The 22,053-nt window shown below is 42.4% G+C and carries 18 protein-coding genes and 1 tRNA gene; 15 read left to right on the plus strand and 4 right to left on the minus strand.

Annotated elements, in window-relative coordinates:
- Positions 1-21 precede the first annotated feature (21 nt).
- The 15 genes from murA (at position 22) to B9N65_RS06425 (ending at position 12,921) form a co-directional block, all read left to right on the plus strand.
- Positions 22-1,290 (plus strand): UDP-N-acetylglucosamine 1-carboxyvinyltransferase, encoded by a 1,269-nt coding sequence (gene murA, locus B9N65_RS06355; protein ID WP_087583244.1) that lies wholly within the window; start codon positions 22-24, stop codon positions 1,288-1,290.
- 2 nt (positions 1,291-1,292) lie between these two features.
- Entirely contained in the window at positions 1,293-2,453 is a 1,161-nt protein-coding gene (locus B9N65_RS06360; RefSeq protein WP_087583245.1) for a molybdopterin molybdotransferase MoeA, read from the plus strand.
- 50 nt (positions 2,454-2,503) lie between these two features.
- Positions 2,504-2,578: transfer RNA gene (locus B9N65_RS06365), tRNA-Gly, on the plus strand.
- 65 nt (positions 2,579-2,643) lie between these two features.
- The gene (flgA, locus tag B9N65_RS06370) at positions 2,644-3,450 is read left to right on the plus strand and encodes a flagellar basal body P-ring formation chaperone FlgA (protein WP_087583246.1); all 807 of its coding nucleotides are present in this window, start codon (positions 2,644-2,646) and stop codon (positions 3,448-3,450) included.
- Positions 3,447-3,998 (plus strand): UbiX family flavin prenyltransferase, encoded by a 552-nt coding sequence (locus B9N65_RS06375; RefSeq protein WP_087583247.1) that lies wholly within the window; start codon positions 3,447-3,449, stop codon positions 3,996-3,998. Before flgA ends, B9N65_RS06375 begins: the two co-directional genes overlap by 4 nt.
- Positions 3,995-4,465 carry a pantetheine-phosphate adenylyltransferase gene (gene coaD / locus B9N65_RS06380; protein WP_087583248.1) on the plus strand — a complete coding sequence of 157 codons (471 nt, stop codon included), beginning with the start codon at positions 3,995-3,997 and terminating at the stop codon, positions 4,463-4,465. Before B9N65_RS06375 ends, coaD begins: the two co-directional genes overlap by 4 nt.
- Before the next feature lies 1 nt (position 4,466).
- Positions 4,467-5,054 (plus strand): dTMP kinase, encoded by a 588-nt coding sequence (gene tmk / locus B9N65_RS06385; RefSeq protein WP_087583249.1) that lies wholly within the window; start codon positions 4,467-4,469, stop codon positions 5,052-5,054.
- A 29-nt stretch (positions 5,055-5,083) separates the two neighbouring features.
- Positions 5,084-6,310: a histidine--tRNA ligase gene (gene hisS / locus B9N65_RS06390; protein ID WP_087583250.1), complete on the plus strand. Its 1,227-nt coding sequence runs from the start codon at positions 5,084-5,086 to the stop codon at positions 6,308-6,310.
- Positions 6,307-8,142 (plus strand): biosynthetic arginine decarboxylase, encoded by a 1,836-nt coding sequence (gene speA / locus B9N65_RS06395; RefSeq protein WP_009293792.1) that lies wholly within the window; start codon positions 6,307-6,309, stop codon positions 8,140-8,142. The genes hisS and speA overlap by 4 nt, the downstream gene beginning before the upstream one ends.
- A 12-nt stretch (positions 8,143-8,154) precedes the next feature.
- Positions 8,155-9,333: a pyridoxal phosphate-dependent aminotransferase gene (locus B9N65_RS06400; RefSeq protein ID WP_087583251.1), complete on the plus strand. Its 1,179-nt coding sequence runs from the start codon at positions 8,155-8,157 to the stop codon at positions 9,331-9,333.
- The gene (gene thiS, locus B9N65_RS06405; RefSeq protein ID WP_087583252.1) at positions 9,333-9,536 is read left to right on the plus strand and encodes a sulfur carrier protein ThiS; all 204 of its coding nucleotides are present in this window, start codon (positions 9,333-9,335) and stop codon (positions 9,534-9,536) included. The genes B9N65_RS06400 and thiS overlap by 1 nt, the downstream gene beginning before the upstream one ends.
- A 7-nt stretch (positions 9,537-9,543) precedes the next feature.
- Complete coding sequence (gene thiF / locus B9N65_RS06410) at positions 9,544-10,395, plus strand: sulfur carrier protein ThiS adenylyltransferase ThiF (RefSeq protein WP_087583253.1); 852 nt, start codon at positions 9,544-9,546, stop codon at positions 10,393-10,395.
- Positions 10,396-11,160 carry a thiazole synthase gene (locus tag B9N65_RS06415; protein ID WP_087583254.1) on the plus strand — a complete coding sequence of 255 codons (765 nt, stop codon included), beginning with the start codon at positions 10,396-10,398 and terminating at the stop codon, positions 11,158-11,160.
- Complete coding sequence (gene thiH, locus B9N65_RS06420; RefSeq protein WP_087583255.1) at positions 11,160-12,314, plus strand: 2-iminoacetate synthase ThiH; 1,155 nt, start codon at positions 11,160-11,162, stop codon at positions 12,312-12,314. Before B9N65_RS06415 ends, thiH begins: the two co-directional genes overlap by 1 nt.
- Positions 12,307-12,921: a thiamine phosphate synthase gene (locus B9N65_RS06425; RefSeq protein ID WP_087583256.1), complete on the plus strand. Its 615-nt coding sequence runs from the start codon at positions 12,307-12,309 to the stop codon at positions 12,919-12,921. Before thiH ends, B9N65_RS06425 begins: the two co-directional genes overlap by 8 nt.
- A gap of 101 nt (positions 12,922-13,022) precedes the next feature.
- Here B9N65_RS06425 and B9N65_RS06430 read toward each other — a convergent pair whose 3' ends face one another.
- The 4 genes from B9N65_RS06430 to sdhA all read right to left on the minus strand — a co-directional run bounded on the left by B9N65_RS06430 (position 13,023) and on the right by sdhA (position 21,747).
- On the minus strand, positions 13,023-17,723 hold the full coding sequence (locus B9N65_RS06430) for a hypothetical protein (RefSeq protein WP_087583257.1): 4,701 nt from the start codon (positions 17,721-17,723) through the stop codon (positions 13,023-13,025).
- Between the two features lie 350 nt (positions 17,724-18,073).
- Positions 18,074-18,931 (minus strand): 8-methylmenaquinol:fumarate reductase membrane anchor subunit, encoded by an 858-nt coding sequence (sdhE, locus tag B9N65_RS06435; RefSeq protein WP_021087619.1) that lies wholly within the window; start codon positions 18,929-18,931, stop codon positions 18,074-18,076.
- A gap of 2 nt (positions 18,932-18,933) precedes the next feature.
- Positions 18,934-19,899 (minus strand): 8-methylmenaquinol:fumarate reductase iron-sulfur subunit, encoded by a 966-nt coding sequence (gene sdhB / locus B9N65_RS06440; protein WP_087583258.1) that lies wholly within the window; start codon positions 19,897-19,899, stop codon positions 18,934-18,936.
- 9 nt (positions 19,900-19,908) lie between these two features.
- Complete coding sequence (gene sdhA, locus B9N65_RS06445; protein WP_087583259.1) at positions 19,909-21,747, minus strand: 8-methylmenaquinol:fumarate reductase flavoprotein subunit; 1,839 nt, start codon at positions 21,745-21,747, stop codon at positions 19,909-19,911.
- Positions 21,748-22,053 lie beyond the last annotated feature (306 nt).

The raw sequence follows: 22,053 nt of genomic DNA on the forward strand, positions 1-22,053 counted from the left end.
ATTTTCTTAAGGTAAAAAATAATGATGCACTATTTAAAAATAGAAGGCAATGCCAAATTAAGCGGCGAAGTAAAGATCAGCGGAGCCAAAAATGCCGCCCTACCTATCATCGCCCTAACCCTACTTGCTAAAAATAAGATAAATTTAACAAATATCCCAAATGTCGCTGACATAAAGACGCTTTGCCAGTTGCTTGTTAATCTTGGAGCAAAGTGTGAATTTAAAGATGAAAACTCACTAAGTATCGACACGAGCAGCGTAAATTCGACCACGGCAAACTACGACATCGTTAGAAAGATGCGCGCTTCTATCTTGACGCTTGGTCCGCTTTTAGCGCGCTTTGGACACTGCGAAGTGAGCCTACCTGGAGGCTGTGCGATCGGACAAAGACCAATAGATCTGCACCTAAGCGCACTTGAGAAAATGGGTGCAAATATCGAGATAAAGCAAGGCTACGTCGTCGCAACCGCACCAAATGGACTAAAAGGTGCAAAGATAGTTTTTGACAAGATCACCGTAACTGGCAGCGAAAACATCATCATGGCAGCAGCTCTAGCACACGGCACGACAGAGCTTTTTAACGTCGCGCTTGAGCCTGAAGTGGTGCAAATTTGTGAAATTTTATCAAGAAGTGGTGTCAAGATCGAAGGCATAGGCACGAGCGAGCTAAAGATCACTGGAAGCGGTCAAAAACTGCTTGAAATTTGTGATATCGAGGTTATCCCTGATAGGATCGAAGCTGGCACATACCTTTGCGCTGGAGCTATCACAAATAGCAAAATTTCAGTCACAAAGGCAAATGCTGCGCACATGACGGCCATTTTAAATAAATTTGAAGAGATGGGCTTTGGCATCGAAATAGACGGCGATAAGATCACGATTTTGCCGGCAAATGAGATAAAACCAGTCGGGATAAGAACGACTGAGTATCCAGGCTTTCCAACCGATATGCAGGCTCAGTTTATGGCGCTTTGTCTTGCGGCAAATGGCGTTAGCACGATAGATGAGAGGCTTTTTGAAAACCGCTTTATGCACGTTAGTGAGCTAGCTAGAATGGGCGCAGATATCCGCTTAAACGGTCACATCGCAAGCGTTTATGCCCCTGCAAATTTAAATGCAGCTGATGTCATGGCGACTGATCTTAGAGCAAGCTCAGCGCTGATACTAGCCGCTCTTATCGCAAATGGCGAGAGCTTGGTGCATAGAATTTACCACCTTGATAGAGGTTATGAGAGGCTGGAGGAGAAATTTAAAAGCCTTGGGGCAAAAATTGTTAGGCTTGAGGAGTAAAAATGCTAGTAAATGACGCACTTGAGGCTTTAAAAGCTAAATTTAAACCAAAAAATGAGAGCGAAATTTTACCCATCAGCGAGGCTCTTGGCAAAACCTTAGCAAATGACGTGATAGCGGTCAAAGACCTGCCCTGCTTTGATAACTCAGCGCTTGATGGCTTTGCTGTTAAATTTGATGAGAAAGATAAACCTTATAAGATAATCGCAAGTGCCTTTGCAGGCGATAAAGAGCAGCTAGCTATCAGCAAAAACGAGTGTGTGAAGATAATGACAGGTGCTAAGATGCCAAAGGGCTCTGATACTGTCATGAGGTTTGAAGATTGCGTGGTTGAGGGCGAGTTTGTAAAAGCGCCAGCTAAGCTTAAAAAAGGCGAGGCTTACCGCTTTAAAGGCGAAGAGACAAAAGTTGGTGAGATTTTACTAAAGAGTGGCGAAATTTTAAACACAAGAAGCGTGATGATGCTTGCAGCTCAGGGCATAAGCTTTATAGATGTGAAAAAGCAGCCTAGTGTTGGAATTTACTCAAGTGGCAACGAAATCATCGAGCCTTGGCAAAGAGCTAGCGAGGATGAAATTTACAATGCAAACGCACTTGGCATCGCTGCACTTCTTAGCTCAATCAGCCAAAAAAGCTCATATCTTGGCATTATAAAAGATGAGTTAAGCGCTGTAAAGCAGGCATTTTTAAACGCTGTAAACTACGACATCGTTATCTGCTCTGGTGGAGCAAGCGCTGGTGAGGCTGATTTTATGAAGATAGCCCTAAGTGAGCTTGGATACAACGAAATTTTCTCGCACCTTGACATAAGACCTGGCAGACCTTGCAAGGCTTATGAAAAAGATGGCAGGCTTGTTTTTATCTTGCCTGGCAACCCTATGGCTGCTTATCTTTGTACGATGATGCTTGTTTTGCCACTTCTAAAAAGCGAGTGTTTTGTGACGCAAAAAGCTATAAATAGCGAAAATTTAAAGGTAAAATCAGGCAGAGCAAATGCGGTTTTTGGTAATGTAACTGATGGCAAATTTATAGCAACTGACGGCGGAAAATATGGCTCAGGCATGATAAATCATATATTAAAGAGTGATTTTGTGTTGATAACTAGCCCTGATCAAGGTGAAATTTTACAAAATAGTGAAATTTCACTTATAAAGCTTCCATAATCCTTGACAAATGAAAAACAATCTGATAAAATGCGGACTTCATTTTGATTGCGGGAATAGCTCAGGGGTAGAGCACAACCTTGCCAAGGTTGGGGTCGCGAGTTCGAATCTCGTTTCCCGCTCCATCTTTTTTATACTCTTTTTTTTATTTTTCACAAAACTTTTTGCAAATGAAGTCAGCATCTATCCGATGTATTGTGTCGTCAATGATCAAATTTCACTTAGTACTTTTGGCTTTGAAGGCGAAGACAATGAAATTTTAAACTTAGAGGGCAAAAGAGCTGCCAAGATAGATAGTAAAAAACTCTATGAAATTCTAACAGCAAATTTTAAAACATATAATGACAAAAGCGGCGGCAGCGTAGCTTTTGTGAAAAACTGCTCTATCATGGATGAAATTCAGATGCAGTTTCTAAGAGAGATCAGCAACGAATATCCAGGCATCAGCGTGAGCGATCTTAGCATCAGTCCGCAAAACAAACTTCCTGCAAATTTTAAAGACTTAGTTTTTAAAAATATATTTTTAAACGATCAAAATAGCCAAAAAGGCGTTTTTAGAGCCTCATTTGAGGATGTTGATCTAAGTTTAAAGAGCCTTTATTTTAAATTTAGTTTTAACGCTAAAATGCCAGTTTTTATCGCTATAAACTCAATGAACACAAACCACATTTTAAGCTTGCTTGACTACCAACCAACGATGATCGAGTTTAGCAAATGGCCGCGTGACGCACTCTTTGGACTTAGCGCCTCAACGCTTGTCACAAAAGTGCAGATAAGAAGCGGAGAAATTTTAACCAAACGTCAGTTTAACGCCATAAGTTTAGTCAAAAAAGGTCAAATGCTAAACGCAGTTTTAAGCGAAGGTGGCGTCAAGATAATCGCTGAAGTAAAGGCGCTTGAAGATGGAAATTTAGGCGATATGATAAAGGTAAGAACAAGAGAAAATAAAATTTTAGAGGCCACAGTTTCAGGCAAAGACGAGGCAGTTATCAGATGAAAAAGGTAGTTTTTGCAGCCACTGGAGCAAGCGGTGCTGGGCTTTTTCTAAAGCTAGTAAATGCCGCCAAAAATAGTTGCGAAGCGCATGTCATAGTTAGTAAAAATGCTATGAAAGTCTTGGAGGCTGAAGAAAATTTGAAGCTAAATTTAGATGATCTTGGCGTAAAAATTTATGATGATCAAGACCTTAGCGCAGGTCCAGCTTCTGGCTCGTTTGGCACGGATGCTATGATCATAGCGCCCTGCTCTACTAATACTTTGGCAAAAGTTGCAAACGGTATAAGCGACACACTCATCACAAGGGCCGCAAGTGTCGCATTAAAAGAGAGACAAACCCTAGTTTTGGGCGTTAGAGAGATGCCATTTTCTACGATCGCGCTTTCTCAGATGCAGCTTCTATCATCTCTTGGAGCTACCATCGCTCCGCCAGTTTTAGGCTACTACGCAGGCATAAAGAGCCTTTCTGATATGGAAAATTTCATCATCGGCAAGTGGCTTGATGCCTTAAAAATCGAAAATAATCTTTACAAAAGGTGGCAAATTTGAAAAAATCTTGCATCTATCCAGGGACCTTTGACCCAATAACAAACGGCCATTTAGACGTTATCATAAGAGCTACAAAAATTTTTGACAAGGTAATCGTCGCAGTTGCAAAAAGTGACAGCAAGCAGCCGATGTTCGCACACGAAAAGCGCATAGAGATGGTAAAAGAGGCAGTTTGTGAGCTAAAAAATGTAAGCGTGCTTGGCTTTGATAACTTGCTTGTTGATTTTGCTAAATCGCACGGCATAAACACCGTCATCAGGGGGCTTCGCGCGGTTAGCGACTTTGAATACGAGCTACAAATCGGCTACGCAAACGCTGCACTTTGGGACGAATTTGAGACGGTTTATCTTATGCCAAGCTTAAACAACGCCTTTATCTCAAGCTCGATCGTCCGCTCAGTCTTGCGCCATGACGGCGACGTGAGCAACCTAGTGCCAGCAAAAATTCTTAAAAATTTAAAGGCGTAAAATGTATATTTTGTTTGAAGGCATTGACGGCGTTGGCAAGAGCACGCAGATAGAAATTTTAGCTTCTAAATTTAGCGATGCCATCGTCACAAAAGAGCCAGGCGGCACAAAGCTTGGTGAAAATTTACGTGAAATTTTACTAAGCTCAAGCATAAAAATAGGCAAAAGGGCTGAAATTTTACTCTTTTTAGCTGATAGGGCTGAGCATTTTGAAAAGCTAGTCGCTCCAAATTTAGGCAAACTGATTTTAAGCGACAGAGGCTTTATCTCTGGCATCGCCTACGCTTTGGCAAATGATGAAAGCTTAGATGAAAACGTGCTTTTAGAGCTTAATAGATTTGCACTAAATGATAAATTTGCAGATAAGATCATCTTTTTTGAAGCAAGCCGTGAGCTTATAAGCTCGCGCCTAAAAGTAAGAGGCACCAGCGATAAGATCGAGGCTCGTGGGCTAGAGTATCTTTTAAAAGTGCAAAGTTTGATGAAGCAAATTCTTATCAAAAATGGCTTTGAAACGCTTTTTATAGACGCATCTAAAAGCATAGAGCTAATTTCAAAAGAGATAGAAAATTTTATAAATTTTAAGTAAAATCACAAAAAAATAAAAAGGATAATGCGATGATAACGGCACTTCGTGGCATGAAAGATATGCTTCCAGCTCGCGCAAAACTTTATGCACAGATAATCAAAACCTGCGAGGAAGTCGCAAAAAACTACGGATATGAGCAAATTTTGACCCCGCACCTCGAGGAGACGGCGCTTTTTAAAAGAAGTGTCGGCGAGAGCAGTGACATCGTGGGCAAAGAGATGTATCAGTTTGAAGACAAAGGCGGCAACGACGTTTGCTTGCGTCCTGAGGGCACGGCTGGCGTGGTTAGAGCCTTTATCGAGGCAAAACTTGACAGGGCAAATGTGACAAAACGCTGCTTTTATCACGGCTCGATGTTTCGCTACGAGCGCCCACAAAAAGGCCGTTTGAGAGAATTTCACCAGTTTGGCTGTGAGTGCTTTGGCGAGGGCAGCGTCTATGAGGATGCGAGCATTATCTTGATGGTGAGCGAAATTTTTAACAGACTAAATATAAAAACAACCCTAAAAATAAACTCGCTTGGCGACGAGAGCTCGATGAAGTCTTACAAAGCAAAGCTTGTCAAATTTCTAGATGAAAACGACGAAAAAATTTGCGAGGACTGCAAAAGACGCAAGCTTTTAAACCCTATCCGCGTGCTTGACTGTAAGATAGAAAGCTGCCAAGAAATTTATAAAAATGCTCCAGTTATCACTGATAGCTTAAGCGATGAGGCGCAGGCTGACTTTGCAAAACTGCAAGAAATTTTAACGGCAAATGGCGTTAAATTTGAGATAGACACTAAGCTCGTTCGTGGGCTAGACTACTACTGCAAGACGGCGTTTGAGTTTATCAGCAACGAGATCGGCTCACAAAGCGCAGTCGCAGGCGGAGGTAGATACGACAGGCTAGTTGAATATCTTGGCGGTAGAGCAAGTTACGGCGTTGGCTTTGCGATGGGCGTTGAGAGGATAATGGAAATTTTAGGCGAAGCTGGGGATGAGCGAGAGGGAGTTTATCTTTGCGCGCTTGATGCGGCGAATGTTGATTTTATCTATAATCTTGGCTCAAAACTTCGCAAAAAATATCAGGTTGAAATTTCTTATGAAGCTAAAAAACTTCAAAAACATCTACAAAATGCCGACAATAAAAATGCAAAAATTTTCCTTTGCGTGGGCGAAAATGAGATGAAAGAGAATAAAATTTGGTATAAAAATTTAGAGACCAAAGAAGAAAAAACGATAAATTTAGATGAGCTTGAAAAGGAGCTGGGATGAATGATTTTGGACTTAGCATTTGGGGCAATTCAAATTTTGTGATAGAAGATGGCAAAGTCTGCATAAACGAAGCTAGCAAGCCAGCGATCATCGACATCGTAAAAGAGATAAGAGACGATGGCTATAGAGGGCCGCTACTGCTTCGCTTTCCGCACCTTATCCAAAAGCAGATCGAGCAGATCCACGCGAGCTTTGCAAAGGCAAAGAAAGAGTTTGCCTACAAAGGCAGCTTTAACGCTGTCTTTCCACTTAAGGTCAATCAATATCCAGGCTTTGTAAAAAACCTAGTTCGCCTTGGCAAACCCTACAACTACGGCCTTGAGGCTGGTAGTAAGGCTGAACTACTTCTAACTATGGCTTATAACAACGATAAAGCGCCTATAACGGTAAATGGCTTTAAAGATAAAGAGATGATAAACATAGGCTTTATCGCCGCTGAAATGGGGCATAACATCACACTAACGATCGAGGGCTTAAACGAGCTTGAAGCTATAATCGCCATCGCAAAAGAGCGCTTTAAACCAAAACCAAAGATCGGACTTAGGGTAAGACTGCACTCGACAGGCTCAGGGCTCTGGGCAAAAAGTGGAGGCATACACTCTAAATTTGGCCTAACATCAACTGAGCTAATAGAAGCTGTAAAGATGCTAAAAAAGGCAAATTTACTTGAAAATTTTACGATGATACACTTTCACATAGGCTCTCAAATAAGCGAGATCCATCCACTCAAAAAAGCACTCATCGAGGCTGGCAACATCTACGCTGAGCTTAGAAAAATGGGCGCCTCAAATTTAAAAGCTATAAATTTAGGTGGTGGCCTTGCGATCGAGTACTCGCAGTTTAAAGAAGAGAGCAGCAGAAACTATACGCTAAACGAATACGCAAACGACGTTGTTTATATGCTTAAAACTATAAGCGAGCAAAAAAAGGAGATCGAGCCAGATATCTTCATAGAGTCAGGTCGCTACATCGCCGCTTCTCACGCACTTTTGGTTGCTCCTGTGCTTGAGCTTTTTTCTCAAGAATACACCGAAGAGAAGCTAAATTTAAAGAAAAACAATCCAAATTTAATAACCGAGCTAGTCGATCTTTATAAATCAATCAAGCCTTCAAACGCCCTAGAGTATCTGCACGACGCCATCCACCACACAGAAAGCATCCTCACGCTCTTTGATCTAGGATATGTCGATCTGCAAGATAGGTCAAACGCAGAGGTGCTTTTAAGGCTCATTAGCAAAAAGGCTGTCGTGATGCTTGGCAATAAGAGCAACTCAAGCGATCTAACTAAAATTCAAAAAGAGGTTCAAGAGAGATACCTACTAAATTTCTCGATCTTTCAAAGCTTGCCAGACTTTTGGGGTCTAAAGCAAAATTTCCCTATCATGCCACTTGACAGGCTCGATGAGCGCCCTACTCTGCCAGCTTCGATCTGGGATATCACTTGCGATAGCGACGGCGAGATCAGCTATGATGACGAGAAAAACCCACTACTTTTGCACGATGTGGATGTGGAGAAGGAGGATTATTTCTTGGGATTTTTCCTAGTTGGCGCATATCAAGAGGTGATCGGCATGAAGCACAACCTCTTCACTCATCCAACAGAAGCTACCGTGGAGATAACAAGTGATGGCTACAAGATCACAAATTTACTAGAGAGCCAGTCGATCCTTGATATCATGGAAGACATGGACTACGATATCTACGAGATCCAAGACACTCTAAATGAGCGCTTAGAGAAATCAACTCTGATAAACGAAACGCAAAAGAAGCAAATTTTGGGCGAACTTTATCTATTTTTAAATGACAATAGTTACCTAAAGACGATCAACTAAAAAAGGACGAAAATGCAACTAGCAAACAGAATGCAAACATTAAGCGAGTCTATAACCATCGCGATCAGCACAAAGGCCAAAGAGATGAAGGCTGCTGGCATCGACGTGATCTCGCTTTCAGCTGGTGAGCCTGACTTTATGACTCCAAAAAAGATAAGAGAAACTGTAAAAAACGCACTTGATAACGACAGTAAAAGTGGCAAATACACGCCAGTGCCTGGCCTGCCTGAAGTGATAGAGGCCATCAGAGTAAAGCTAAAAAGAGATAACGGACTTGACTATAAAGCAAGCCAAATCGTCACAAACATCGGCGCAAAACACTCACTTTTTAACGTATTTCAAGCGCTTATCAACCCAGGTGATGAAGTCATCATCCCCTCTCCATACTGGGTGAGCTACCCTGAGATCGTTAAATTTTGTGGCGGCGTGCCTGTCTTTATCGAAGCAGATGAGAGCACAAATTTTAAGATAACCGCCGAGCAGCTAAAAAAAGCGATCACGCCAAAGACAAAGGTATTTTCACTAAATCACCCGACAAATCCAACCGGAGCTGTCTATACAAAAGATGAGATCATAGCATTTGGCGAGATTTTAAAGGGTACTGACATCATCATCACAAGCGATGAAATTTATGAAAAAGTGATCTACGGCAAAGAATTTCACGCAGTGGCTTCAGTAAGCGAGGATCTTTTCAAAAGAACGGTCACGATAAATGGCCTAAGCAAGTGCGGAGCGATGCCTGGCTGGAGATTTGGCTATATCGCAAGCTCGATGGACTGGCTAATAGCAGGCATCAAAAAGCTACAAAGCCAAAGCACAAGCAACATCAGCTCGATCGTGCAAATAGGTGCTATCCCATCACTTCTAGGCGAAACTGACGAAGATATCGAAAACATGAGAAAAGAGTATGAAAAAAGACGCGACGTGGCAGTTGAGATGATAAATGCTATCCCTGGGCTAAGCGTAGTTAAGCCTGATGGCGCGTTTTATCTATTTGTAAAATGTAAAGATGTAGATAGCGACTCACTTAGGTTTTGCAAAAAGATGCTTGAAGAGGCGAACGTAGCAACCGTGCCAGGTGTGGGCTTTGGTATGGAGGGATACTTTAGAATTTCTTTTGCAACCGACATCGAGAGCATAAAAAAAGCGATCGAGAGGATCGCAAATTTTGTAAAAAGCTACAAAATTTAATGATCAAATTTAGAGTAAATGGCAAAATTTTCGAGCTTGAAAACGATATAAGCGTTTATGATTTTTTAGCTCAAAATGGCTATGAGCTTAAATTTATAGCCCTTGAGCGTGACGGAGAAATTTTGCCAAAAAAGCTTTGGAGTGAGCACTTTATGAGCGAGGCCAAAGCCTATGAGATCGTCACTTTAGTTGGTGGCGGATGAGGAGAAAATGATAGAGATAGTACTAAATGGCGCAAAATTTAAAGTGCCAGTAAAAAGCCTTGGCGAGCTAAAAGAGCTTGCTCTTGGCGATAAAGAGAGTGAAATTTATAAATTTTTAGAGAAATTTAACGCGACAAAGCCGGACATTTTTATAGTTGATGGCTTTGCTATAAAAGAAGATAGCGAGCTAAAAGATGGCTCAAACGTCGTATTTATAAGGCGTGGCGTGATGCCTGAGCGTGAAGTTTTACGCGCGATGATCGCTTCACGAAACAGCCCTGAGCTAAATTTAGCCCTAAGCAAGGCAGTAATCGGCGTGGCTGGACTTGGCGGCCTTGGCTCAAATATCGCACTAAGCCTTGCAAGAGTTGGCGTAAAAAAGCTAGTGCTTGCCGACTTTGACGTTATTGAACCAAGCAATCTAAACCGCCAGCAGTATTTTGTCCGCCACATCGGCTTGAAAAAGACGCAGGCGCTAAAAGAGCTGATAAATGACGTAAATCCCTTTGTCGAGGTCGAAGCTCACGATATATTTTTGGATGAAAAAAACGTGGCTAGCGTCTTTGGTGAGTGCGAAATTTTATGCGAAGCCTTTGACAACGTCGCTGGCAAGGCGATGATACTAAACGAAGCAGGAGCTAGCTTAAAAGAGAAAAAGATCATCGGCGCTTCTGGCATGGCAGGCCACTTTAGCTCAAATCTCATAAAAACCATAAAATTTGCCAAAAATGTCTATCTTTGCGGCGACCTCACAAACGAGGCAAAGATCGGTCAAGGGCTCATGGCGCCGCGCGTCGCAGTCTGCGCAAATCACCAAGCAAATTTGGCCATTAGACTACTTATGGACCTGGAGGCGTAAGTGCAAAATGATAGTTTGATCCTTGGCGGCAAGGAGTTTCAAAGCCGCTTTATCCTTGGCTCTGGCAAGTACTCGCATGAGCTCATAGACTCAGCCATAAACGAGGCTGGAGCGCAAATTTTAACCCTTGCTCTTAGGCGCATAAACGAAAGCAAAGATCGAAATATACTTGACTTTATCCCAAAAGGGGTGACGCTTTTGCCAAACACAAGTGGCGCCAGAAACGCCAAAGAGGCCGTTCGTATCGCCCATCTCGCACGTGAGCTTGGATGTGGCGAGCTTGTTAAGATAGAGATCATCACTGACTCTAAATTTCTCTTTCCAGACAACGCTGAAACCATAAAAGCATGCGAAGCTTTGGCAAATGACGGCTTTGTGCCGATGCCTTATATGTTTCCAGATCTAAATGCCGCAAGAGCGATGCTAAGTGCGGGAGCTAGCTGCATAATGCCTCTAGCTGCGCCCATTGGCTCAAACCAAGGGCTAGTTTTTAAAGATATCATTGAGATTTTGATAAACGAGCTTGATACGCAGATCATCGTTGATGCTGGCATAGGCAGGCCCTCACAAGCGTGCGAAGCGATGGAGATGGGAGCGGCTGCGATCATGGCAAACACAGCCATCGCCTCATCTAAAAATATCCCGCTAATGGCAAGAGCCTTTAAAGAGGCCATCATCGCTGGTCGCAACGCCTATCTAGCAGGCCTTGGCGCAAAGAGCAAAAGCGCAAATGCCTCATCTCCGCTCACTGGATTTTTAGACTGATGAATTTTACTAAAACTGACCACATGCAGCTACTACCTCACATGCAAGATGTTGGTAGCGACATTATGGATGAGATTTTAAAAGAGCGCGCTAGCTACAAACCTGAAATTTACACCGAAGCTGACGTAAAAGCAGCTCTTAATGCAAAGCACTGCTCACTTGAAAATTTAAAAGCCCTGCTCTCGCCTGCTGCAGCGCCATTTTTAGAGCAAATAGCCCAGCTCGCCCAAGCAAAAACAAGGGCAAATTTTGGCTCAAACATCACGCTTTTTACCCCACTTTACATAGCAAACTACTGCGACAATCTCTGCGTTTATTGCGGTTTTAACGCTAAAAATAATATAAAAAGAGCAAAGCTAAGCGACGAGGAGATCACAAGGGAGCTAAGAGAAATTTCAAAGAGCGGCTTAGAAGAAATTTTAATTCTAACTGGCGAGAGCGAGACCAACTCAAGTGTCGCTTACATCGCAAACGCCTGCGCTTTGGCAAAGAAATTTTTTAAAGTCGTTGGGGTTGAAATTTACCCACTAAACTCTGACGGCTACGCCCTGCTTCACAAAAGCGGCGCAGACTACGTGACCGTCTTTCAAGAGACCTACAATCCCACAAAATACGAGAAAATCCACCTTGGCGGCAATAAAAGAATTTTCCCATACCGCTTAAATGCGCAAGAGCGAGCGCTTCTTGGAGGCATGAGAGGAGTTGGCTTTGCGGCACTTCTTGGCATAGATGACTTTAGACTTGACGCCTTTGCTACGGCACTTCACGCAAGCTTAGTTCAAAAAAAGTATCCGCACGCTGAGATCGCATTTTCGTGCCCAAGACTTCGCCCTATCATCAACAACGACCGCATCAATCCCCGTGACGTGGGCGAGCGCGAGCTTTTGCAAGTGATCTGCGCTTATAGAATTTTCATGCCAACAGCCAGTATAACGATCTCAACCAGAGAAAAGGCGAAATTTCGCGACAATGCCGTAAAGATCGCTGCAAACAAGATAAGCGCTGGCGTAAAAGTGAGCATCGGCGCTCACGGCGAAGAGAAAAAGGGCGACGAGCAGTTTGAGATAAGTGATAGCAGAAGCGTGGATGAGATAAAAGCAATGATAAAAGCAAACGGCCTAGAACCCTTGATGAGCGAGTATGTCTATGTTTAAAATTCTCTGTGTGGCCGACTTTGAAAGCTATGAGGGCGATGACTTTTTAAAGAGGATTCAGCTACTTTGCAAGGCTGGCGTGGATGAAATTTTGCTTCGAGCAAAGGGGCTAAATGAGGCTAATTTTTACGATCTTGCTAGGGTTGTGGCTCAAATTTGTGAAAACTACCGCAAGAAATTTATCATTAATCAATTTTTTGACGTAGCTTGCAAGCTAAAGAGCGACTTTTGGCTCACTTCGGCACAGCTTGATTTTTTTAAAAATCACGGCGTTTTTTTAGATGAATTTAGAAAAACAGCCAAAATTTACGCCCCAGCTCACGACCTAGAGCAGGCTAAAATTTCAGCTACAATCGCTGACGTGCTCGTTGCTTCTCATATATTTACCACCTCTTGCAAGGCGGGTTTAGAGCCAAAAGGGCTAAATTTTATAAGTGAGCTAAAAAGCTTTGATAAAGAAATTTACGCACTTGGTGGACTAAACAACCAAAACTACAAAGAGGCCATAAAAGCAGGCGCAAACGGCATTTGCTTTATGAGTTTAGCAATGAACGGCGATATGGAGCTTATAAAAAAGATAGCAAAGAGCAAAAACGAGCAAATTTAGCTTTATTTGCATAAAATTTTACATATTATTTTATATATAAAATTACATAAAATTAAATTTATAGACTATTCTTGGTTCTCTTGAAAGAACCAAGGTGAGTTTTATAACAGATCGACTTGCACGCCATCTTGGATCTCGACATATACAGTGTGCTTTGAATTTATTGTGTTACCATTGATAACTTCTTGGCGATTAAATGTTGCTTTATAGACTTGATTTACCGCGTCACCATCGCTTGTGACATCTACTTTGTTGTACGTATCGCCAACGACGCTATGTTTATTATTTAGCGTGGTGATATCTGCTTTTGTTGCTTTTACAAAATCATGTGTAAGCTGCACCAGGTCTTTACTATCGCCTATAACCTTTAGCACAGTATTTACGCTCTCGCTGGCTGCACTATTGCTCGCATCTCTTGTATTTCTACTATCTACGATATCAAATATGCCATTTGGGCTAAATTTTATAGAAACAGCCTGATCTGCACTACCAAGTTGCACTTTTTCAAAGTTATTTATCTTTTTAACATTGTCTAAATTTGAAAAATCCACATCATCAACTACTATAAGCGTATCTACTCCACCTTTGCCATCTATCGCCCTGCCCTTACTATAAACAAAAGCGTCATCTAGGTTGCCTCCCTTTACATCGCCTTCTTGTTTTAGGTATACAGGGTCACCAAAATTTGCCTCGCTATATTTGCTTGTATTTATCTCGTAAGAATTTGTAGTGCCTATCTTTTTTATAAAATCATTTTGAATGAGCGCTTCAACGTAGTTGTTACTAAAGAGGCGAGTACCACTATGCTCTGATCCTACTAAAGTGTCTATCGGATAAGGTCCACTAGCTGGCGCACTATTTTTTTGCATTATGTATAAAGATAAATTCATCTCGCCAGTTCCGTCCATATACTCCATGTCAAATTTATAAAAGCCAGCTTTATTAAATGTAAAATCCCTGCTCCACCATTGACCATTTTTGCCATATGATACCTCTGTGGACGGATTTATAAATGTTGTTGCACTTCCAAATTTTTGTGTATTGCCATTTATAGTTAGCTCTACATAGTTGTGTAGGTCGGCTGCTCTTACTGAGTATGTTCCAGGAGCATTTACATATATCCAACCATCCATTTTCATGACAAGATCAGAGCCAACAGGGTTTGACTCTCCAAGCGTGTAGTTGCCAGGCTTGCCTTTTAGTACGCCATTTGCAAAGCCAATATTTTCTCCCGTGCCAGCAGTCGTATCTACGCCGTTTATAAATTTCTTTGGTGCGTATGGGTTAGATGCGCTATACAAGGCATCGTTTCCGTATCTACCCACTCTTGCTAGATCTTCTGCATGCATATTGCCTTGATCAGACAGGGTCTTATAGCGCGTCCCAGATGCAAACTGCACAACGTCATATGTAGTAGAGGCGCTTGGAGAGTAAATTTTGATATAGTCTTTATAGATGGATTTGCCCCCTCGCTGCGAATAAACACCAGAATCGCCACCAACTCTAGCTCTCCACGATGGATCTACGTAGTTATAAAACCACATATCAGCATCAAGGCCGCTATTGCCGATAAAAGTTACTGTGCTAACAGAGACATTTCCTGCGGTGTCGGCATTTTTTATCATGAAATTTGCTCCAGTGCTGTTTGCTGGCAGGGCAAAATTTTCAGAGTAGCTGTGCGTATCATCAAGGGCTGAGCTTTTATGGACGGAATTTAGCAGATCATAAAGATCTACTTTGTTTATGGTGTTTTTATTTAGAGTGTTATTGCCACTAGCATCGGTGCCAACACTGCCTGAGATATCTACGCTAGTTACATGTGAAGTTGCCGTTGGAGTGCCGATCGCATCAGGAGTGGCGTCTAGATCTACGTGAACTATCAGATCATCATCCTTTGTGTCATCACTCTTTAAAACGGTTGCTCTTATGTTTGAATATCTCTCATCTAGCTTTATACCAAGGGCCTCAAAGTCCATATTTACACGTTTATCTGCGCCGACTGTTAGATCTATATATGTTTGCCCGCTTGGTAAAATTTTGGCATTACCATGATCATCCTCAAGTGCTAAACGAAGCTTTGTGCCAGGGTCGCGGTCCACGCCAAATATAATGTTTGGCTGTTCGTCGTTAGTAAGTGATATGTTGTACTCTTTTATAGTTTTTGTCTCATCATCAAAGTTATTTTTCTGGATAACCTTCTCATAGTCCTCTACCCTAAGGTATTTAGCGATATTTATAGCTCCGCCATCTATCTGCGTGGCAAGCTTGACGTCATCTATGTAGCTTAAAATTCCAAAGTCAAAGAGTCTACCGCGAACGCCATCAGTTGTGGTGACCTCGTTTGGTGTAGTGATAGTGGCTCTAACAGGCGTAGAGTGATCGACCGAGATAGGGACATTTGGTATGCTAAATTTGCCATCTACTATAGGAAGTGGCGCCGAGCCGTCGCTTGGCAAGGCAGTTAGTCCATCGTCGCTTATTGTGTATTTGACCGTTGTGGTTATGGCTGGTATGGTCGGAGTTGAGATAGTGACGCTTACATTGCTTCCTGGTTTTGCATTGCTAGGCACGTAGATATCAAGGTCGCTTTGGGTTGAGGGTGAGCCAGAAGGCGTGGTGATGCTATCAATTAGCCCGTCTCCGTCATTATCCCTTGCAAACTGCACCTTTATGCTGTTATCTACGGTGATCTCGTCTGTGACTGGGTCTGCTTTGTTGCCAGCTTTGTCGGTAAATGTGGTCGTGAAATTTGTCGTAACGCCATAAAGTTTTGTCGTGGTCTCTATGGTGCCATTATTTACACTAATAGCTACGCCATCATCTCTTGTGGCACTATATGCGCCGGATGCATTTTGAGAAATTTTAATGGTTATCTTATCTGTTTTGCCGTCGCTTCCTGCGATATCTATCTCAAATTTATCGCCATCTCTTGCGTCGTTTGGAATTTTCATCTTTATAGAGGTTTTCGCACCATCAGGGCTAAAGCCACTCTCTTTACTAGTTAGCACGCCGTCTTTATCGCTATCTTTTGCAAACTGCACGTGCGGAGACCTAACAGGTGCGACCGTATCGCTTGAAATTTCACTCATACTTGAAGCTTTTAAAGCTCCAGTCGTGCCGTCAATGATCGTCGTGTTTAGTTTTTTCCTACTTGGATCAGTTGAGCTTGTAGGGTCAGTAACTGTGATCTTGCCATTTTGGATAGAGATAGTCTCGCTACCTCCATCAAGCGTGGCAGTGAGTCCGTCAGGTGCAATAGTATAGGTCTTTGTAACACTTGTTGGTGTGCTAGCTGGGTCATCGACCTTTATGCGGATCTTGTCGCCAACTGTGGCGTTATTTGGCACATAGATATCGATAAGCGACGCCGTGCCGCCACTTTTAGCTAGTTCGGCTGCATTTATAATGCCATCTTTGTTCTCATCAAGGGTAAAAACGGCGATCGGATCGTTATTATTTGCGATAGTTATCGTATCTGTCGCACCTGGGTTGCCTGATTTGCTTATCATTTGGATATTTACATTTGTTGGCGTTGATGATGAAATTTTAACAGCGCTTGCCACGTTAAAACCGACATTTCCACCGCTCTCACTTGTGAGTGGATAGCTCTCGCCACTATCTTTATCTACAAGCGTGCCGCTAGATGTTTTAACGAGCGTCTTTTCATGTAAAGTGCCGTCAGGATCGGTGGTGGTGAGCTTTATCTTATCGCCTATTTTCATATTTGGCGATAAAATGATCTTCGCATCATCGCTTGGCGTACTGCTGGCTGGATTAAAGCCATTTTCGCTAGCGTCTATCACGCCATCGCCGTTTAGGTCTTTGCCTAAAACCACCTTTGTAAAGCTAAGAGCTGGCGTAACAGTATCAACGCTTGCGGCTGCCTTTGCTGGAGCTGAGCTGGCACCACTTGCTAACGTGATGCTAGAGCTTACATTAAACGGGGCATTTGGCGTGATAGCAACGCTTGGGATGATAAATTCTTTTTGATCTGGATTTGTTGCATTTGGCGTGATAGGCAAAATTTCGCTTGGATTGTTTTCATTTATCACGCTTGTGCCTGCAGGATCTACTTTGTAAGAAAGCGTGGTTTTTACGCCGTTATTTACAACTTCTAGCGTTACTTTGTCGCCTGGCTTGAAGTCGTTGTTAAAAGCAACAGCCATGCTTGTGTGATTAGGATCGCCGCCTGCTTCTGCGATATTGATATAACCATCGCCGTCAAGGTCTTTTAAAAGTGCGATGCTAGGCGCTGGTATAGCTGGAGCGCTCTCTTTTTGCTCAGCCGCTACTGGCGCTGCTCCGCTAATAGAACCAACCGGCATTGCTGGCTCGCTTGAGATGATAGCTGGTAGCTCTAGCGTACCGCCATCAAACCAAACTACGTTTGAGATGTGCCCTTGCGTGTCAAAATTTGACCCATTTATGCTTGCTGCGTCGCTACCATGACTTGAGCCATGAGAGTGGTGGCTAGAGCCTTGAGCGCTTTCGTCGCTGCTTTTGCTACTAGACTCTTCGCTCTCGCCAAAAATCCTTCTCTTGTCCTCTTCTACTTGCGCTTCATTGCCTTGGTCGTCAAATTTTGCATTTGATAGCTCTTTTGTGATGATAATAGTTTGTGGTTCAAGTAGCGTGATAGGCGCAGCGTGATCGAAATTTATAACAATAGTGTCGTTGCTGCTTTGCGTGATGATCTCATCGCCCAAAAATATCTCGTCGCCCTGCTTTAGCAAGATCAACTTTCCGTTTCGTTTTACAAAAACTTTTCCACTTATCTTTGCGACGACACCAACGCTTTGCATCTTTCATCCTTTAAATTTAAAACTAAAACATCCATTTAAAATTTTCACGCGATTATAACCAAAATAATAATAATGTAAATAAAAAATCTATATAAGAATTTTTGTCATTTCTGGGTCGTTTTTAAATTTAAAAACTACTTGATTTTTTATAAATTTACCAAAAAAACGCTGCTAGCTTTTAGTAAGATAAAATTTTAAATTTTTATGAAATTTGCCAAAGAGATGTTTTATCGTTACAAAGTAAATTTTAAAACGATAATGTTATTAAAATTTGCATATTTTTGATAAGTAAAATAGAAATTTGGTATAAATTCTTAAGGAATTCCCACGCCAAAAGACGTGGGATAAATTTACGCTATCTTGCTAGCGTCGATGATATTTAGATCAAGTCCTAGCTCTTCGACAGATAGACCAAGTGCAAGACCTACAAGCTGAGAGAGGTGGATGATAGGTTTTCTAACATCTGAGTGGTTCTCATCTTGATATCTCTCTTGATAGATGTCAAGTTGCATTTGGCAAAGTGGGCATGGAGTGACAACTACGTCTGCGCCATTTTGATCAGCGTTATTTACGATTTGGCTTGACATTTTTCTTACTGATTTTCCAGCTGGATAGCTAGCGTGGAAGCCGCAGCAGTCAAGTCTTTTCTCAAATGGCACGATAGTAGCACCAAGTGCGCTTACAACAGTTTCAAAGCTCTTTGGATTTACTGAGCTTTCTCTATTGTGCAGATCTTTTTCAGGTCTTAGGCTGTGACAGCCGTAAAATAGTGCTACTTTTAGTCCGCTAAGTGGTTTAACAACCTTTGCTCTTAGCGTATCAACATTTTGGTAAAGCTCCCAAAGAAGGCTTGTTACCTCAGATGTACCATTATATTTCATATTGCCTTCAGCTAAAAATGTATTGATACGATCTTTTGCGCCCTTATCAAGCGTGCTTTTAGCTCTTGTTAGAGTTAGCATACAAGTTGAGCATGTCGTAAGCATCGGCATATTCATCTGCTCTGCAAGTGCTATGTTTCTAGCATTTGCTACAAGCGCAGCCATAGGATCGACATCTTGTGCTTGTTGAGCACCACAGCAGCTCCAGCCCTTTATCTCGTGAAGCTTCCAGCCAAGTACTGGAGCGATGGCCTCAAGCGACATCTTAGCCTCTTTAGCTGCTTGAGTGAGTACGCATCCTGGGAAAAAAGCGAATTCATTTTGCATAATTACTCCTTACTAGCAGCTTTGCGAGCCGCATTTATCATTTTTACTAGATCGTCATGACCTTCTATGTCTTCTTCGCCAAATACATGAAGCGGATTCATCTTACCAGCAAGCATTAAGTTTGCAGCGATGCCTAGTTTGCCCATATTTTTGATAACGCCTTCTGAACGAAGTGCAAGTCTAACCTCATTTAGTCTGCCTGAGCCATCAACTAGATCGGTTAAGAACGCCTCAGCGTGAGCTGGTCCCATGCCCTCATTAAAGCCTTTTTGTATAGCCATGATACGAAGATCAGTTATGTCAGCGCATGCGCTTATGCCTTTTGGACAGCGGTCAGCACACTCTTGGCACTTTACACACATCCAAAGTCCGTTGTCGATAGCTGGTTTTAGGTGTGGCATAGGATCTTTGCTACGTGAGTCAAAGGCAGCCCTATAAGCATGAACAAATACAAACGGTTGCATATAGTCACTCGCATCTGCTTCAAGCTTATTACACTCGCTAGCACACGCACCACAAAGTATGCAGTCCCACTCAAGCGCTACTTTATCGTACTCTTTTTGGCTTTGCTTACAGCCTTTTGCAGCGCTAAATTCTGGCTTAGCAGTGATGCTTGGTCTGATCTTGCGTAAATTTTCTATACTTGGCTCCCAATCCACCATAAGGTCTGAGATAACCTTGAAATTTCCAAGTGGTGAAATTCTAATAGTATCTGGGTTGCCATACTCAGCCAAAAGCTCATTCATCTTTGTGTCGCAAGCTAGATATGAGTGACCATTTACTCTAACAGCGCACGCACCGCATATCGCTGAGCGACAAGATGCTGTGAAATTTAGCGTCGCATCTTTCTTTTGTTTGATATCAAAAAGCACTGTTAAGAGCGTTTTACCTGCGATCTCTTCGTTTGTTAGCTCATAAGTTGATTCATATTTTTTAGTTCCGTCAAAACGGTCGATAATAATTTTCATCCTAGCTCCTTACTCTGGCTTCTTGCCGTCAAGTGAAAATATGCCTGTCACAACATCTTTGTAGCCAAGCTCCAACTTGCCGTCTTTTAGTGTGACTATGCTGTGTTTTAAGAAATTTACATCATCTCTTTTTGGATAGTCCTCTCTTGTGTGAGCGCCACGGCTCTCAAGACGATTTTGCGCTGCAAGACATGCTGCACGAGACAGAAGTATAAGGTTGCCAAGCTCGACGTAGTCGGTAAATGCTGTGTTCATGACTGGATTTTGATTTGGCACTTTGATGGTGTCATATTTTGCTTGGATGGCTTCTAGATTTTTAGAGAGCTGATCTAGTTTTGCGCCAGTTCTAAAAATACCCATTAGATCCCAGTTGTTTTTGCCAAGCTCTTCACGAAGTGCGTACATATCATTTACGCCACCCTCACCTGTTGCGATAGATTTAAATTTATCTTGCCACATTTTTGCTAGCTCAGAAGTTTTCTTGCCGCTTGCAAATTTTGCATTTTGAGCATAAGCACCAGCACCTTTGCCAGCTAGATCGCCAGTTACAACTGCGTCAGTTAGGCTGTTTCCGCCAAGGCGGTTTGCGCCGTGGATAGATACACATGAAGCCTCACCACCTACATAAATTCCAGGAATTTTTGTGCTCATATCATCAAATTTAGCCACCTCTATGCCACCCATTGAGTAGTGAGCTGTTGGGCGGATAGGCACTGGTTGCTCGACTAGGTCGATGTCTTGGAAAAGCATCGCTGTGTGGCGAATTTTAGGAAGCTTTTTCATGATAGTATCTTTGCCAAGGTGACGAACATCGCAAAGCACATAAGCGCTCATACCCTCGCCAAAGCCTCTACCCTCGCGAATTTCTGTCTCGATAGCACGAGCGACGACGTCACGAGGAGCTAGCTCCATCTTTTCGTGATAGTTTTTCATAAAGCGCTCGCCCTTGTTATTTAGCAAGTAACCACCCTCGCCACGAGCTGCCTCTGTGATAAGTGTGCCGCCATTTTGAACGCCAGTTGGGTGGAACTGAAGCATCTCAGGGTCTTCAAAACCAAGACCTACTTTAAGCGCAGCAGCGATACCATCGCCTGTTGCTATAAATGGAACTGAAGTGCGGTTATAAAAAATTCTAGTGTATCCGCCAGTTGCGATGACTAGAGATTTGCAAAGAACTGGGTAAATTTGACCATCTTGGATGTTGCGAAGAACGACACCTTCGACCTTGCCGTCCTCAAGACCGATCTCAAGTAGCTCATGGTCCATTAAAAATTTAACCCCAGCTGTGATAGCGTCGTCAAGACAGGCGTGCATCAAAACGTGGCCAGTTTTATCGGCAGCGTAGTTACAGCGTTTTTTACTAGCGCCTCCCATGAAACGAAATGCCACGTCGCCATTATCTTTACGAGAAAAGAGCATGCCGTTGTAGTCTAGTTCGTGGATAACTGCGCCTGCTGCCTCGCAAAATTTCACAACTGCATCTTGATCAGCAAGATAGGCTGCACCTTTTACGGTGTCGTAGGCGTGAAGCTTGAAGCTGTCGCCATTGCTAAAGTCAGTAACGCCGTTTATACCGCCCTCTGCCATACAAGTTGCGTTGCGTGATGGCATCATCTTTGTGGCAACTACGACTGTTAAATTTGGGTTTTGTTTGCGAACGGCTGTTGCTGCACGAAGTCCTGCACCGCCAGAGCCGATTATTAGCACATCAACAGATGGCAAGCCATTTTCATTGCCCTTTGGCAACTCGCCAGCAAAAACATTGGTCGCACCAGCTGTTGTAGCTAGCGCACCTACGCTTATACAGGCGCTTTGTAGAAATTCTCTTCTGGTAAATTTTTCACTCATTGATAACTTCCTATTTTAATAAGTTTATTAGCGTCAAAAAACGCACCGCCAGTTCATTTCTTAATATTTTTTAAAACAACTATATTAATAAAAAAATTAATAATGAAACTTTACATAAAATTTACTTAAAAGAAACATAAAGATTTATTTTAGGTTATATAGTGAGATTTGATAGCTAAAATCATTTAGTAAAAGACCATTTTATCGTGTTTGTAGCTACTACTTATAAATTTATTATTTTGATAAAAATGAAAAATGATATTACCACGCAATATATACTAATAAAAATAGACAAAATGTTATAAA

Source organism: Campylobacter concisus (assembly GCF_002165815.1).
Taxonomy (GTDB): Bacteria; Campylobacterota; Campylobacteria; order Campylobacterales; family Campylobacteraceae; genus Campylobacter_A; species Campylobacter_A concisus_BH.

Bases quoted from the DNA above. Each gene is read 5' to 3' on its own strand.
- murA (WP_087583244.1), top strand. From the start codon at position 22: ATGATGCACTATTTAAAAATAGAAGGCAATGCCAAATTAAGCGGCGAA.
- B9N65_RS06360 (WP_087583245.1), top strand. From the start codon at position 1,293: ATGCTAGTAAATGACGCACTTGAGGCTTTAAAAGCTAAATTTAAACCA.
- flgA (WP_087583246.1), top strand. From the start codon at position 2,644: ATGTATTGTGTCGTCAATGATCAAATTTCACTTAGTACTTTTGGCTTT.
- B9N65_RS06375 (WP_087583247.1), top strand. From the start codon at position 3,447: ATGAAAAAGGTAGTTTTTGCAGCCACTGGAGCAAGCGGTGCTGGGCTT.
- tmk (WP_087583249.1), top strand. From the start codon at position 4,467: ATGTATATTTTGTTTGAAGGCATTGACGGCGTTGGCAAGAGCACGCAG.
- hisS (WP_087583250.1), top strand. From the start codon at position 5,084: ATGATAACGGCACTTCGTGGCATGAAAGATATGCTTCCAGCTCGCGCA.
- speA (WP_009293792.1), top strand. From the start codon at position 6,307: ATGAATGATTTTGGACTTAGCATTTGGGGCAATTCAAATTTTGTGATA.
- B9N65_RS06400 (WP_087583251.1), top strand. From the start codon at position 8,155: ATGCAACTAGCAAACAGAATGCAAACATTAAGCGAGTCTATAACCATC.
- thiS (WP_087583252.1), top strand. From the start codon at position 9,333: ATGATCAAATTTAGAGTAAATGGCAAAATTTTCGAGCTTGAAAACGAT.
- thiF (WP_087583253.1), top strand. From the start codon at position 9,544: ATGATAGAGATAGTACTAAATGGCGCAAAATTTAAAGTGCCAGTAAAA.
- thiH (WP_087583255.1), top strand. From the start codon at position 11,160: ATGAATTTTACTAAAACTGACCACATGCAGCTACTACCTCACATGCAA.
- B9N65_RS06425 (WP_087583256.1), top strand. From the start codon at position 12,307: ATGTTTAAAATTCTCTGTGTGGCCGACTTTGAAAGCTATGAGGGCGAT.
- B9N65_RS06430 (WP_087583257.1), bottom strand. From the start codon at position 17,723: ATGCAAAGCGTTGGTGTCGTCGCAAAGATAAGTGGAAAAGTTTTTGTA.
- sdhE (WP_021087619.1), bottom strand. From the start codon at position 18,931: ATGCAAAATGAATTCGCTTTTTTCCCAGGATGCGTACTCACTCAAGCA.
- sdhB (WP_087583258.1), bottom strand. From the start codon at position 19,899: ATGAAAATTATTATCGACCGTTTTGACGGAACTAAAAAATATGAATCA.
- sdhA (WP_087583259.1), bottom strand. From the start codon at position 21,747: ATGAGTGAAAAATTTACCAGAAGAGAATTTCTACAAAGCGCCTGTATA.